The sequence below is a fragment of the Pedococcus cremeus genome (assembly GCF_900111375.1).
GTDB classification, from domain to species: Bacteria; Actinomycetota; Actinomycetes; order Actinomycetales; family Dermatophilaceae; genus Pedococcus_A; species Pedococcus_A cremeus.
Genome location: NZ_FOHB01000006.1, coordinates 265,668 through 280,066, shown reverse-complemented (window position 1 = coordinate 280,066; position 14,399 = coordinate 265,668). Strand labels below are relative to the sequence as shown.

Genomic DNA, 14,399 nt, shown 5'->3' with positions numbered 1-14,399 from the left:
GGATAGCCTGCCACTCGTGGGTATCGAGGCTGGTGACGACCTGTTCGCCTCGTCGACGGCGCAGCGCCGCGACGGTGGCGGCGGTTCCGACGCGACGCTGCCGCCGCTGGCGGTGCGGATGCGCCCGCGGTCGCTGGAGGAGGTGCGCGGCCAGTCCGACGTGCTGCGGCCGGGCAGCCCGCTGCGCCGGCTGATCGAGGGCTCCGGGGGCACGGCCGGGCCGCTGTCGGCGATCATCTGGGGCCCTCCGGGCACGGGCAAGACGACGCTCGCCCACCTCGTGGCCACCGCCGCCGACCGCCGGTTCGTCGAGCTGAGCGCGGTCACGGCCGGGGTCAAGGACGTGCGCGCCGTCATGGAGCAGGCCGCCCGCGACCGCGACCTCTACGACCGGCAGACCGTGCTGTTCCTCGACGAGATCCACCGGTTCACCAAGGCCCAGCAGGACGGGCTGCTCCCCGGCGTCGAGAACCGCCAGGTCATCCTCGTGGCGGCGACGACGGAGAACCCGTCCTTCTCGGTCATCGCCCCGCTGCTCTCTCGCTCCATGCTCGTCACGCTGGGGCCGCTCTCGGACGAGGAGGTCGCCGACGTGCTGACCTCCGCGGTGGCCGACGAGCGTGGTCTGGAGGGCGGGTTCGCCCTCGCCGACGACGCCGTCGCGCACCTGGTGCGCATCGCCGGTGGTGACGCCCGCCGGGCCCTCACCTCGCTGGAGGCGGCCGCCGGCGTCGCGCTCGACGACGTACCGCCCGGGTCGCCGGACGAGGGACCCGTGCCGATCACGCTCGCCCACGTCGAGCAGGCGGTGGCGTTCGCGTCGGTGCGCTACGACCGCACCGGCGACCAGCACTACGACGTCGCCTCGGCGCTCATCAAGTCGATGCGCGGCTCCGACGTCGACGCCGCCCTGCACTACCTCGCCCGGATGCTGGAGGCGGGGGAGGACCCGCGCTTCATCGCCCGCCGCATCGTCATCGCCGCCAGCGAGGACGTCGGCATGGCCGACCCCACCGCCCTCCAGACGTCCGTCGCCGCGATGCACGCCGTCGCCCAGATCGGGATGCCCGAGGCCCGGATCATCCTGGCCCAGGCGGTGGTCCACAACGCGCTCGCCCCCAAGAGCAACGCGGCATACCTCGGCATCAACGAGGCCATCGCCGACATCCGCGCCGGACGCGGCGGGCCGGTGCCCGCGCACCTGCGCGGCAGCGGGTATGCCGGTGCGGCCCGGCTCGGGCACGGCAAGGGCTACCAGTACGCCCACGACGCCCCGGACGGAGTCGCGGAGCAGCAGTACCTGCCCGACGGGCTGCACGGCACCACCGACTACTACCGGCCGACCGGGCGGGGCTTCGAGGAGCGGCTCGCCTCCCGGTGGGCCTGGCTGAAGACGCGGCTCGGACGCGGCTGAGGAACACGCCGAGATCTCCGGAGAGCGGGCGCCCGCCGTACGGGTAGGGTTGCCCCTCATGGATGTGAGTTTGGGCGACATCGCCGGAATGATCGCGGCCCTGGCGTTCGCGTTCCTCGTGTTCCGCCTCGGCAGCGTGATCGGGAAGGCGGGCAAGATCCTCGACGAGACGCGCATCAGCGTGCGCAGCACCACCGAGAACGTCCAGCCCACCCTCATCAAGCTCACCGACACCGTGACGCTCACCAACGAGCAGCTCAGCCGCGTCGACGGCATCACGACCAACGTCTCCGCCATCACCACCAACGCGAGCGCCCTGACCTCCCTCTTCGCGGCCACGCTCGGCTCGCCGGTGGTCAAGGTCGCCGCCTTCACCTACGGCGTGCGCTCGGCGCTCGCCGGCTCGGCCCGCACGGGCCGGAGCACCCGCGGCCGTCGGCGCAGGGGCTGATCGCCATGGCACGCCTGTTCTGGGTCGCCCTCGGCGCCGCCGCCGGGGTCTACGCCGTCCGCAAGGTCACCAAGGCCGCCGAGGCCTACACCCCGACCGGGGTCGCGCACGGTCTCTCGGACTTCGCCGACGGGCTCCGCGAGCTCGCCGACGCGGTCCGCGAGGGCATGTCCGAGCGCGAGGAGCAGCTGCGCCTCGCCCTCGGCATCGACGCCGGCACCGACGGCACCGGCAGTGAGACGCTGGGCGGGCACGCCGCCCGCCTCGACGCCGAGACGGCTCGGCGCCTCATCGAGGACCCCACCGGCCGGTTCGACACGCGAGCTCGCTAGGGGCCGGCCGCCCCCGTTGACGGGCCGAGGCTGCGCCCCGCCGCCGACCACTGTCCCTGCACGTACCATCGTCATGCCCGCGTGAGCATGCACCCAAGGATCTGACACCCATGGAAACCGCCGAGATCAGGCGCCGTTGGCTCTCCTTCTTCGAGAGCAAGGGACACTCCGTCGTCCCGTCCGCACCACTCATCTACGACGACCCCAACCTGCTGTTCGTCAACGCAGGCATGGTGCCGTTCAAGCCGTACTTCCTGGGGCAGCAGACGCCGCCGTGGGACCGCGCCACCTCGGTGCAGAAGTGTGTCCGCACGGGCGACATCGAGGAGGTCGGCAAGACCAGCCGGCACGGCACGTTCTTCCAGATGAACGGCAACTTCTCCTTCGGCGACTACTTCAAGGCCGGCGCCATCGAGATGGCCTGGGAGCTGCTGACCATCCCACAGGGGCAGGGGGGCTACGGCATCGAGCCCGACAAGCTGTGGGCCACCGTCTACGAGGACGACGACGAGGCCGCCGACCTGTGGGTGCAGCTCACCGGCATCCCCAAGGAGCGCGTCGTGCGCCGCGGGCTGGCCGACAACTACTGGCACATGGGTGTGGCCGGTCCGGGCGGCCCGTGCTCGGAGATCTTCGTCGACCGCGGCCCCGAGTACGGCCTCGACGGCGGCCCGGCCGTCGACGAGGACCGGTTCATGGAGGTCTGGAACCTCGTCTTCATGCAGTCCTCGCTCAGCGACGTGCGCACGAAGGTCGACTTCGACATCTCCGGCGACCTGCCGAAGAAGAACATCGACACCGGCATGGGCCTCGAGCGCATCGCGTCGATCCTCCAGGGCGTCGACAACATGTACGAGATCGACGAGGTCTACCCGGTGCTGGAGAAGGCCGCGGAGATGACCGGCAAGCGCTACGGCGCGCAGTCCGGCCACGACGCCGCCCACAGCCACCCCGACGACGTGCGGCTGCGCGTCGTCGCCGACCACATCCGCTCCTCGCTCATGCTCATCGGCGACGGCGTCACGCCCGGCAACGAGGGCCGCGGCTACGTGCTGCGCCGCATGCTGCGCCGCGCGGTGCGCTCGATGCGCCTGCTCGGCTTCGACGAGCCGAGCCTGCCGCACCTGCTGCCGGTCTCCATGGAGCGGATGAGCAACTCCTACCCGGAGCTGAAGAGCGGGTTCGGCCGGATCTCCCAGATCGCGTATGCCGAGGAGGAGGCCTTCCGGCGCACCCTCGCCGCGGGGACCACCATCCTCGACACCGCCGTCGCGAAGACCAAGGCCGCCGGTGGGACCCGGCTCGAGGGCAGCGAGGCGTTCTCGCTGCACGACACCTACGGCTTCCCCATCGACCTGACGCTGGAGATGGCGGCCGAGCAGGGCCTCGAGGTCGACCGCGAGGGCTTCCGCACGCTGATGCAGGAGCAGCGCGACCGGGCCAAGGCCGACGCGAAGGCGAAGAAGGCCGGCCACGCCAACACCGAGGTCTGGAAGAAGCTGCGCGAGAGCGGCGCGACGGACTTCCGCGCCTACGTCGAGCTGACCAGCGAGGCCAACGTCGTCGGCCTCGTGCGCGACGGCGACCTCGTCGAGGAGCTCGAGCCCGGCCAGCGCGGCCAGGTGGTCCTCGACCGCACGCCGTTCTACGCCGAGTCCGGTGGCCAGATCGCCGACGCGGGCATCATCACCGCCGACGGCGCCCGCCTGAAGGTGCTCGACGTCCAGCGTCCGGTCAAGGGCCTGATCGCCCACACCGTCGAGGTGCTCGACGGGGCGGTGCGCCCCGGCGCCGAGGTCATCGCCGAGGTCGACCCCGAGTGGCGCATCTCGGCCTGCCAGGCGCACTCGGGCACCCACGTGGTGCACGCTGCCCTGCGCCAGGTGCTCGGCCCGTCGGCCCTGCAGTCCGGTTCCTACAACAAGCCGGGCTACCTGCGCCTCGACTTCGCGTGGGGCCAGGCCCTGTCGCCGGAGACCCGCAGCGAGATCGAGGAGGTCGCCAACCTCGCGGTGCGCAAGGACCTGCCGGTCTCCGCGCACTGGATGTCGCTGCCGCAGGCCCGGGAGTGGGGCGCGCTGGCGCTGTTCGGCGAGACCTACGACGAGCAGGTCCGGGTCGTCGAGATCGGCGGCCCGTGGTCGCGCGAGCTCTGCGGTGGCACGCACGTGCAGCACTCCTCCCAGATCAACGCGCTCACCGTGACGGGCGAGTCGTCCGTCGGCTCGGGCGTGCGTCGCCTCGAGGCGTTCGTCGGGATGGACGCCCTGCGGTTCCTGGCCAAGGAACGGGCGCTCGTGGCCGAGCTGACCGACCTGGTCAAGGTGCAGCCGGGTGAGCTCAAGGACCGCGTCGCCGCGCTGCTGGTGCGGGTCAAGGACGCCGAGCGCGAGCTGGAGAAGATGCGCCAGGAGCAGGTCATGGCGCAGGTCGGCAAGCTGCTCGACTACACCCGTGACGTGCGCGGCATCCGCGTGCTGACCCACGACGCGGGCGAGGGCGCCGGCGCCGACGACCTGCGCACCATGGCGCTCGACCTGCGCCACCGCATGGGCGACAGTGCCCCGACGGTGGTCGCCCTCACCGGCGTCGCCAAGGGCCGGCCCGTGGTCGTCGTGGCGACCAACGCCCCGGCCCGCGAGCGCGGCGTCAAGGCCGGCGCGCTGGTGCGCGTCGCCGCCCAGACGCTGGGTGGCGGCGGTGGCGGCAAGGACGACCTCGCCCAGGGGGGCGGCACCGACGTGACCAGGACCGGGGAGGCACTCGGTCGCGTCGACGCCGAGGTCGCGGCAGCCGCCGGGTGACCCGCCCGTGACGCGCACCGGTGTGCGGGTCGGCGTCGACGTGGGCTCGGTCCGCGTCGGCCTGGCCGCCAGCGACCCGTCAGGGCTGCTCGCCACACCGGTGCGCACGGTCGCCCGTGACGCCGACACCCCTGCCCCTGACAGCGGTGCCGGCGTCCCTGCCGACATCGAGGAGGTGGCCGCCTTCGTCGCGGAGGCCTCCGCGCTGGAGGTCGTCGTGGGCCTGCCCCGGACACTCGCGGGCGACGAGGGTCCCGCCGCGGTGCTGGCGCGCCAGTATGCTCGTCGGCTGGCGGTGCGCGTCGCCCCCGTGCCGGTCCGGCTCGTCGACGAGCGGCTGACCACGGTCGACGCCCACCGTTCGCTCCGCGAGAGCGGCGTCGCCGGGCGGCGCCAGCGCGCGGTGGTCGACCAGGCCGCCGCCGTGCTGATCCTCCAGGCGGCCCTCGACGCGGAGCGCGGCTCCGGGCGACCGCCCGGTGAGCTGGTCAGGCCAGACGGGCGCAAGCCCCGGACGAAGGACAGGCGTCGATGACCGAGCCCCATCTGGAGCACTCGATCTTCGGTGCCGACGAGACCCACGACCCGCGCCGTCAGGGCAGTGTGCCGCCACCCGAGCCGCAGCTGCGCCGGCACCGCGCGCGCCGTCGCCCCGCCCGCCGCCGTCGCCGCTTCCTGGTGCTGCTGCTGGCGATCGCCATCGTCGGGGGCGCCGTCTACGGCGCCTACCGCGCCCTGTGGCCCGTCGTCCAGCAGCTGACCGCGAGCAACGACTACCCCGGCCCCGGGTCGGGGCAGGTGCAGGTGACCGTCAACGACGGCGACACGGGTCGGGCGATCGGCGTCTCGCTGGAGAAGGCCGACGTGGTCAAGTCGTCCAAGGCGTTCCTCGACGCCGCGTCCGCCGACACCCGGTCGGCCTCGATCCAGCCGGGCACGTACACGCTCAAGAAGCAGATGGCGGCCAAGGACGCGCTGGCCATCCTGGTGAACCCGAAGAACCGCACCGTGCCCAAGGTGACCATCCCCGAGGGGCTGTGGCTCTCGGAGATCCTCGCGCGCCTGTCGAAGTCGACCGGCATCCCGATCAAGGAGTACCAGCTCGCCGCCAAGGACACCGCCTCGCTCGGGCTGCCGGCGTCCGCCAAGGGCAACCTCGAGGGCTACCTCTTCCCGGCGACGTACGAGTTCCCGGCCAAGTCGACCGCCCGCGAGCAGCTGACCACCATGGTCGACAAGACCGTGGCCGAGCTCTCCCAGGCGGGGGTGTCCGAACAGGACATGGAGCGCACCATGATCGTGGCCTCCATCGTCGAGGGCGAGGTCAACGGCAAGGCCGACCGCCCGAAGGTGGCCCGCGTCATCGAGAACCGCCTCACGCAGAAGTCCGGCCCCACCCGGGGCTTCCTGCAGATGGACTCCACCGTCCACTACGCCGTGAAGAAGCGCGGCAAGGCAGGTACCACCAACGCCGACCGGGCGAGCACCAGCCCCTACAACACCTACCGGCACCAGGGTCTGCCCCCGGGACCAATCAACAGCCCGGGTGCCGCGTCCATCGCGGCGGCCGCGCACCCCGCCCCGGGACCGTGGTTGTTCTTCGTGACGGTCAACCCGGCCACCGGTGAGACCCGCTTCGCGACGACCACGGCGGAGCACCAGGCCAACGTCAACCTCTTCAACAAGTGGTGCCGCGACCACGCGGGCAAGTGCTGACCGAGCCGGTGGCAGACGAGGGGGTGCTGAACGCGGCCGTGCTCGGTTCGCCGATCGGGCACTCCCTCTCGCCGGTGCTGCACCGCGCCGCCTACGACGCCCTCGGCCTCACGCAGTGGCGGTATGCCGCCCACGAGGTCGACGAGGAGGCCTTCCTCCCGTTCGTGGCCGGGTTGGACGAGACGTGGCGCGGCCTGAGCCTCACCATGCCGCTGAAGGAGGTGGCCTTCGAGGTGGCGGCGGACGTTTCGCCCATGGCACTGGCCACCGGAGCGGTGAACACGCTGGTGCGCCGGGCGACGGGGGAGTGGGACGCCCACAACACCGACGTGCACGGCATCGTGGCCGCCCTCGCCGGCCCCGCCGCGGCCGCCTCGGTCCCCACCTCGGCGACCGTGCTCGGCTCCGGGGCGACGGCGCGCTCCGCCGTCGCCGCCCTGGCCCGGCTGGGGGTCCGCCAGGTCCGGCTCGCGGTGCGCGCCGAGGCGCGTCCCGCCACGCTCCGCACGGCCGCCGACCTCGGCGTCGAGGTCGAGCAGGTGCCGCTGGCCCACTGGGCCGAGGCGACCGGCGCCGGCGACACCCCGGCACTGGTGGTCAGCACCCTGCCCACCGGGGCGGGCAGCGCCGCGGCCGAGGTGCTGGCCGGCCGCCGCCTGCACGGCACGCTGCTCGACGTCGTCTACGCCGACTGGCCCACCCCGCTCGCCCGGGCCGCCGCCGCGGCAGGGCTCGACGTCGTCTCCGGCCTCGACATGCTCGTGCACCAGGCCGGTGAGCAGGTGCGGCTCATGACCGGTCGCGACGCCCCGCTGGAGGCCATGTTCGCCGCTGCCCACGAGGCGGTGGCCTAGGTGCTCACGTTCTCTGCCGGGGCCGGCGCCCCAGCGTGGGTGGTCGCGGCCCTCGCCGTCCTCGGTGGCGTGCTGGGGGTGGTCACCGGCCGGGCCCTCGGCACCGGCGGCTACCGGGTCGAGGCCGACGAGCCGGCCAGCATCCTGCCGCGGGCACCCTGGTGGCCCGCCCCGGCACTCGCCCTGCTCTGGGGCTTCCTGGCCTGGCGCATCGGTGACCTGGCGGCATGGGCCGCCCTTCCGGCATACCTCTTCTTCGCCTGGCTCGCGGTGTCGCTGGTCTGGATCGACGTCGACGTGCACCGCCTGCCCGACGGCCTGGTGCTCCCCGCCTACCCGGCGCTCCTGGTGCTGCTGGCCTGCGCGTCGGTGGGAGCGGGGGACTGGCGCCCCATGCGCGACGCGCTCCTGGCGATGGCCGGGCTCTACGTCCTGTACTTCCTCATGGCGCTGGCGTCCCCGGCCTCGCTGGGCTTCGGCGACGTCAAGCTGTCGGGCCTCATCGGGCTGGTGCTCGGCTGGCTGGGGCTCGGCACCGCCCTGCTGGGCCTCCTCGCCGGCTTCGTCGCCGGCGGCCTGATCGCCATCGTCATGCTGGTCGCGCAGCGGGCCGGGCTGCGCTCCCACATCGCCTTCGGGCCGGCCATGATCATCGGCGCGCTGCTGGCGCTGGCGTTCGAGTACCAGCTGTTCCCCGCCTGAGCCGGCCGCCGACCAGCCCTCACCCGCTGTTGGGTGGAGTTCGGTCCGGCCTCCTCCGACTACGCCGAAGGGACCAGTCCGGGGGGCCAAAGGCCTGTTCCCCCGGCCGCCCTGAACTGGCCATGATCGGGACATGGGCCGCTACGTCTACGACTTCGCTGAGGGCAACAAGGACCAGAAGGACCTGCTCGGGGGCAAGGGCGCGAACCTCGCCGAGATGACCCGGCTGGGGCTGCCGGTGCCGCCGGGCTTCACCATCACCACCGAGGCGTGCCGCGCCTACCTCGCCGACGGGCGGGAGCCCGACAGCCTCGGGGAGGAGATCGACCGGCACCTCGCCCTGCTCGAGCAGACCATGGGCCGCACGCTCGGCGACCCCGACGACCCGCTGCTGGTCTCGGTGCGCTCGGGGGCGAAGTTCTCCATGCCGGGGATGATGGACACGGTCCTCAACATCGGCCTGAACGACCGCTCCGTCGAGGGCCTCGTGCGCCAGAGCGGCGGCAACGAGCGCTTCGCCTGGGACTCCTACCGGCGGCTGCTGTCGATGTTCGGCGAGACCGTGCTCGGGGTGCACAAGGACGCGTTCGAGGACGAGATCGACCGGCTCAAGGCCGAGCGCGGAGCGGGCAGCGACCTCGACCTCACCGCCGACGACCTCAGGGAGCTGACCCGGGCCTACGAGAGGACCATCCGCGAGCACACCGGTCGCGACTTCCCGCAGGACCCGCGCGAGCAGCTGGCCCTGGCGGTGCGGGCCGTCTTCGACTCCTGGAACACCGAGCGCGCGACGATCTACCGCCGGCGTGAGCGGATCCCGACCGACCTCGGCACCGCCGTCAACGTCGGCACCATGGTGTTCGGCAACGGCGGCATGGACTCGGGCACCGGCGTCGCCTTCACCCGTGACCCGGCGACCGGCGCGCAGGGCGTCTACGGCGACTACCTGCAGAACGCCCAGGGCGAGGACGTCGTCGCCGGCATCCGCAACACCGTGCCGCTGCACGACCTCGAGACCATCGACAAGGCGTGCTTCGACCAGCTGATGGACATCATGGCGACCCTCGAGCACCACTACCGCGACCTGTGCGACATCGAGTTCACGATCGAGCACGGCAAGCTGTGGATGCTGCAGACCCGGGTGGGCAAGCGCACCGCCCAGGCCGCCTTCCGGATCGCGGTCGAGCTGGTCGACGAGGGGCTCATCGACATGGACGAGGCCCTGCAGCGCGTCACCGGGGCGCAGCTGGCGACGCTGATGTTCCCGCAGTTCAACAGCGAGCACGAGCGGCACCTGCTGGGCCGCGGCATGAACGCCTCGCCGGGCGCGGCCGTGGGCAAGGCGGTCTTCGACTCGACGACGGCCGCCGAGTGGGCCGCCCGCGGCGAGGACGTGATCCTCGTGCGCCGCGAGACCAACCCCGACGACCTCAAGGGCATGGTCGCCGCCACGGGCATCCTCACCAGCCGGGGCGGCAAGACCTCGCACGCCGCGGTCGTGGCCCGCGGCATGGGCCGCACCTGCGTCTGCGGTGCCGAGTCGCTCGACGTCGACGTGAAGGCGCGCCGGTTCACCACCTCCGACGGCACCGTGGTCAGTGAGGGGGACGTCATCTCCATCAACGGCACCACCGGCGAGGTGTGGCAGGGCGAGGTGCCCGTCATGGCCTCCCACGTGGTGCGGCACTTCGAGGGCGACACCTCCACCGACGAAGCCACGGTGCGCGCCGTCGCACGGGTCATGGACCACGCGGACAAGCGTCGCCGCCTCGGCGTGCACGCCAACGCGGACACCCCCGACGACGCCGCGCGGGCCCGCCGCTTCGGTGCCCAGGGAATCGGGCTGTGCCGCACCGAGCACATGTTCCTCGGCGACCGCCGCGAGCTGGTCGAGCACTTCATCATCGCCGAGACCAAGGAGGAGCACGACGCCGCGCTCGACGCCCTGCTGCCGCTGCAGCGCAAGGACTTCCTCGGCATCTTCGAGGCCATGGACGGGCTGCCGGTGACGGTGCGGCTCATTGACCCACCGCTGCACGAGTTCCTCCCCGACATGACCGACCTCGCCGTGCTGGTCGCCCACGAGGACGACGCCGGGCAGGCCGACAGCAAGCACCACAAGATGCTCGAGGCGGTCAAGCGGATGCACGAGCAGAACCCCATGCTCGGCCTGCGCGGCGTGCGGCTCGGCATCGCGATGCCCGGCCTGTTCGCGATGCAGACGCGTGCCATCCTCGAGGCGGCCGCCGAGCGGATGACCGCGGGCGGAGACCCGCGGCCGGAGATCATGGTGCCACTGGTGGCCACAGCCGAGGAGTTCGAGCTGGTGCGGGCCGAGATCGAGAAGGTGGCGGCCGAGGTCAACGAAGAGGCCGGCTTCGAGGTGCCCTACGCGGTCGGCACCATGATCGAGCTGCCCCGCGCGGTGCTCGCTGCCGACAGCATCGCGAAGACGGCGCAGTTCTTCTCGTTCGGCACCAACGACCTGACGCAGATGACCTGGGGCTTCTCGCGCGACGACGTCGAGTCCTCGTTCTTCAGTGCCTACCTCGACAAGGGGATCTTCCCGGTGTCGCCGTTCGAGACCCTCGACCGCGACGGGGTCGGTGCCCTGGTGCGGTATGCCGTGGAGAAGGGTCGTGCCGTCCGTCCCGACCTGCACCTGGGCGTGTGTGGCGAACACGGGGGAGACCCCGAGTCCATCCACTTCTTCGACGAGGTCGGGCTCGACTACGTCTCGTGCTCGCCGTTCCGGGTGCCGGTCGCCCGACTGGAGGCCGGTCGGGCCAGCGCCGGCTGACCGCCGCCACCGGACGGTGGCCGGTCCTGTCCCTGGGGGCCGAACCTTCGGTCGCGAGGGACAGGACCGGCCACGACTGGGCTTTGCGCGGGCCGCGGGCTCCTCCCAGATGACGGGCGCGGCCGAAGCCGGTCGGAGGCCGCGTGGCAGGATTCTGGCCATGCTGCGTTGGCTGACTGCCGGTGAGTCCCACGGCCCCGCCCTGCTCGCGACCATCGAGGGGCTGCCGGCGGGTGTCGAGGTCACCACCGCCGACGTCGCCGCCGCGCTGGCCCGCCGCCGCCTCGGCTTCGGCCGCGGCGCGCGCATGAAGTTCGAGCAGGACGAGGTCGAGTTCCTCGGCGGCGTGCGCCATGGCGTAACCATGGGCTCGCCGGTGGCGGTGCGGATCGGCAACACCGAGTGGCCCAAGTGGCAGACCGTGATGTCGGCCGACCCGGTCAGCGCCGACGCGCTCGCCGCGGCCAACGACGTGAACGCCGAGAAGGAGGTCGCCCGCAACCGTCCGCTCACCCGCCCGCGCCCCGGCCACGCCGACCTCGTCGGCATGCAGAAGTACGGGTTCGACGACGCACGACCGGTGCTCGAGCGCGCCTCCGCCCGGGAGACCGCGGCCCGGGTGGCCCTCGGCGAGGTCGCCGCCCGGTTCCTACGCCAGGCCTACGGCATCCGGCTCGTCTCTCACACGGTGGCCATCGGCACGGCCGGGGTCGCCGACGACGCGGTGCTGCCGACCCCCGACGACGTCGACCGCCTCGACGCCGACCCGGTGCGCACCCTCGACGCCGACGGCTCGGCCGCGATGGTGGCCGAGGTCGAGGCCGCCCGGAAGGACGGCGACACCCTCGGGGGTGTCGTCGAGGTGCTCGCCTACGGCCTGCCGCCGGGGCTGGGATCGCACGTGCACTGGGACCGCCGCCTCGACGCCCAGCTCGCGGCCGCCCTGATGGGCATCCAGGCCATCAAGGGGGTCGAGCTCGGGGACGGCTTCCGGACGGCCGCCCGACGCGGCTCGGCGGCCCACGACGAGATGGAGCGAGACGACTCCGGCACCATCCACCGCCGCACCGGCCGGGCCGGCGGCACCGAGGGCGGCATGTCGACCGGTGACGTGCTGCGGGTCCGCGCCGCCATGAAGCCGATCAGCACCGTGCCGCGGGCGCTCGACACCGTCGACACCACCGGCGCCGAGGCCGCCAAGGCGATCCACCAGCGCTCCGACGTGTGCGCCGTGCCTGCCGCAGGCGTCGTCGCCGAGGCCATGGTGGCCCTCGTTCTCGCGCAGGCGTGCCTGGAGAAGTTCGGCGGCGACTCGGTCGCCGAGACGGCCCGCAACCACGCGGCATACCTCGCGAGCATCCCGGAGGCGATGCGCACGTGGTGAGCAACAGCTCGACCGGACCGCTCGTGGTCGTGATCGGCCCTCCCGGCGCCGGCAAGAGCACCGTCGCCAAGCGGCTGGCCGCCCGCCTCGACGTCGAGTGGCACGACACCGACGAGGCGATCGAGCAGGCCCAGGACCGCACGATCTCCGAGATCTTCATCGACGAGGGCGAGCCCTACTTCCGGGCGATCGAGCGCACGGAGGTGGCCCGCGCCCTCGAGGCCTTCGACGGCGTGCTGTCGCTCGGGGGAGGGGCGCCCATGGACCCCCAGACGCAGGCGCTGCTGAAGGGCCACACCGTCGTCTTCCTCGCCGTGACCATCGCCGACGCGGCGCGCCGCGTCGGGTTCGACCGCACCCGTCCGTTGCTCATGGTGAACCCGCGGGCCCAGTGGACCGCGATGATGAACGAGCGCCGCCCGACCTACGAACGGCTCGCCACGCTGCGGGTCGACACCGCGGGCCGCAAGCCGGCCGCCGTCGTCGACGAGATCGTCGCCCGCCTTCAGGAGCTGGAGCAGCAGGAGGATCAGTCATGACCACGACCCGCATCAGCGTCGGCGGCGACTACGACGTCGTCATCGGCAACGGCCTGCTCCAGGAGCTTCCCGGCCTCGTCGGCGAGGGCGTGCAGCGCGTGCTCATCGTCCACCCGCGGGCACTCGCCGCCACCGGCGAGGCGGTCCGCGAGGACCTCGTCGCCCAGGGCTTCGAGGCGTATGCCGCGGAGGTGCCGGACGCCGAGGAGGCCAAGACCGCGCAGGTGGCCGCTTTCCTCTGGGGCGTGCTCGGACAGGCCGGCTTCACGCGGTCCGACGCCATCGTGTCGGTCGGCGGGGGAGCGACCACCGACCTCGCCGGCTTCGTCGCCGCGACCTGGCTGCGCGGCATCCGGGTCGTGCACGTGCCGACCACGCTGCTGGGCATGGTCGACGCGGCCGTCGGCGGCAAGACCGGCATCAACACCCCGGAGGGCAAGAACCTCGTCGGTGCCTTCCACCCGCCGGCGGGCGTGCTGTGCGACCTGACCACCCTGGAGACGCTGCCGCAGCACGACTTCGTCGCGGGCATGGCGGAGGTGGTCAAGTGCGGCTTCATCGCCGACCCGGTGATCCTGAACCTCGTCGAGTCCGACCTCGAGGGAGCCCGCTCCGCGCAGGGGCCCCATGTGCGTGAGCTGATCGAACGCGCCGTGCGGGTCAAGGCCGACGTCGTCGCCGCGGACCTGCGCGAGTCGTCGCTGCGCGAGGTGCTCAACTACGGCCACACGTTCGGCCACGCCGTCGAGCAGGTGGAGCGCTACGCCTTCCGCCACGGCGCGGCGGTGAGCATCGGCATGGTCTACGTCGCCGAGCTGGCCCGCCTCGCGGGCAAGCTCGACGACGAGCTGGTGGAGCGGCACCGCTCGGTTCTCGGCGGGCTCGGCCTGCCGACGACCTACCGCGGTGACCGGTGGCCGCAGCTCCTCGACGCCATGAAGCGCGACAAGAAGTCCCGGGGGTCCATGCTGCGGTTCGTGGTGCTCCAGGGCCTGGCCCGGCCCGCTCGGCTCGAGGGACCGGACCCTGCGCTGCTCCAGGCTGCCTACGCGGAGGTCAGCGCCGACGTGACCGGACGCGCCGTCTCGCTCTAGCGCAGCTCCGCACCACCCAGCACGTCACCGCCGTCGGGGACGTGGGCCGTGCCGTGGCTCGCGGGCACCGGCCAGAGCAGGGACGGCGTGCCGTGGTCGGTGTCGACGCCGCCAAAGGTGGCCAGGGCGAGGCCCACGGCGCCGATCAGCGCCGCGGCGAGGACACGGGCGGTGTGCAGGCAGCGGGGGCTGCAGGACAGGTTCATGCGATCCCTCGGGGGTGGGAGCTGACATCTGCCCCAACGCTTCCAGACCGCCGGGAGTGCGGTCGGGTCAAACGATCCCCGGCAGACGAACGGCTGAGCCGGC

Annotated in this window: 13 protein-coding genes; 12 read left to right on the top strand and 1 reads right to left on the bottom strand. The window is 72.6% G+C overall.

Annotated elements, in window-relative coordinates:
• Nucleotides 1-22 precede the first annotated feature (22 nt).
• The 12 genes from BMW78_RS13775 to aroB all read left to right on the top strand — a co-directional run bounded on the left by BMW78_RS13775 (nucleotide 23) and on the right by aroB (nucleotide 14,090).
• Complete coding sequence (locus tag BMW78_RS13775; RefSeq protein WP_245735860.1) at nucleotides 23-1,414, top strand: replication-associated recombination protein A; 1,392 nt, start codon at nucleotides 23-25, stop codon at nucleotides 1,412-1,414.
• Nucleotides 1,415-1,478: 64 nt separating this feature from the next.
• Nucleotides 1,479-1,865 (top strand): DUF948 domain-containing protein, encoded by a 387-nt coding sequence (locus BMW78_RS13770; RefSeq protein WP_091760991.1) that lies wholly within the window; start codon nucleotides 1,479-1,481, stop codon nucleotides 1,863-1,865.
• Between the two features lie 5 nt (nucleotides 1,866-1,870).
• Nucleotides 1,871-2,197 carry a DUF6167 family protein gene (locus BMW78_RS13765; protein ID WP_177180390.1) on the top strand — a complete coding sequence of 109 codons (327 nt, stop codon included), beginning with the start codon at nucleotides 1,871-1,873 and terminating at the stop codon, nucleotides 2,195-2,197.
• Nucleotides 2,198-2,307: 110 nt separating this feature from the next.
• Nucleotides 2,308-5,001 (top strand): alanine--tRNA ligase, encoded by a 2,694-nt coding sequence (alaS, locus tag BMW78_RS13760; RefSeq protein WP_091760855.1) that lies wholly within the window; start codon nucleotides 2,308-2,310, stop codon nucleotides 4,999-5,001.
• Between the two features lie 7 nt (nucleotides 5,002-5,008).
• Nucleotides 5,009-5,536 carry a Holliday junction resolvase RuvX gene (ruvX, locus tag BMW78_RS13755; RefSeq protein WP_245735849.1) on the top strand — a complete coding sequence of 176 codons (528 nt, stop codon included), beginning with the start codon at nucleotides 5,009-5,011 and terminating at the stop codon, nucleotides 5,534-5,536.
• Complete coding sequence (gene mltG / locus BMW78_RS13750) at nucleotides 5,533-6,717, top strand: endolytic transglycosylase MltG (RefSeq protein ID WP_091760851.1); 1,185 nt, start codon at nucleotides 5,533-5,535, stop codon at nucleotides 6,715-6,717. The genes ruvX and mltG overlap by 4 nt, the downstream gene beginning before the upstream one ends.
• Complete coding sequence (locus tag BMW78_RS13745) at nucleotides 6,711-7,571, top strand: shikimate dehydrogenase (RefSeq protein WP_245735848.1); 861 nt, start codon at nucleotides 6,711-6,713, stop codon at nucleotides 7,569-7,571. Before mltG ends, BMW78_RS13745 begins: the two co-directional genes overlap by 7 nt.
• On the top strand, nucleotides 7,572-8,273 hold the full coding sequence (locus BMW78_RS13740) for a prepilin peptidase (RefSeq protein ID WP_091760848.1): 702 nt from the start codon (nucleotides 7,572-7,574) through the stop codon (nucleotides 8,271-8,273). It abuts the gene before it with no gap.
• A gap of 133 nt (nucleotides 8,274-8,406) precedes the next feature.
• Nucleotides 8,407-11,073 (top strand): pyruvate, phosphate dikinase, encoded by a 2,667-nt coding sequence (gene ppdK, locus BMW78_RS13735; RefSeq protein ID WP_091760845.1) that lies wholly within the window; start codon nucleotides 8,407-8,409, stop codon nucleotides 11,071-11,073.
• A gap of 160 nt (nucleotides 11,074-11,233) precedes the next feature.
• Nucleotides 11,234-12,457, top strand: coding sequence for a chorismate synthase (aroC, locus tag BMW78_RS13730; RefSeq protein ID WP_091760842.1), 1,224 nt, complete (start codon nucleotides 11,234-11,236; stop codon nucleotides 12,455-12,457).
• Nucleotides 12,454-12,996 (top strand): shikimate kinase, encoded by a 543-nt coding sequence (locus tag BMW78_RS13725; RefSeq protein ID WP_425439059.1) that lies wholly within the window; start codon nucleotides 12,454-12,456, stop codon nucleotides 12,994-12,996. Before aroC ends, BMW78_RS13725 begins: the two co-directional genes overlap by 4 nt.
• On the top strand, nucleotides 12,993-14,090 hold the full coding sequence (gene aroB, locus BMW78_RS13720; protein ID WP_091760834.1) for a 3-dehydroquinate synthase: 1,098 nt from the start codon (nucleotides 12,993-12,995) through the stop codon (nucleotides 14,088-14,090). Before BMW78_RS13725 ends, aroB begins: the two co-directional genes overlap by 4 nt.
• Here the strand turns inward: aroB and BMW78_RS13715 are convergent.
• Nucleotides 14,087-14,296: a hypothetical protein gene (locus BMW78_RS13715; RefSeq protein ID WP_091760831.1), complete on the bottom strand. Its 210-nt coding sequence runs from the start codon at nucleotides 14,294-14,296 to the stop codon at nucleotides 14,087-14,089. The two genes, aroB and BMW78_RS13715, sit on opposite strands and share 4 nt — an antisense overlap.
• Nucleotides 14,297-14,399 lie beyond the last annotated feature (103 nt).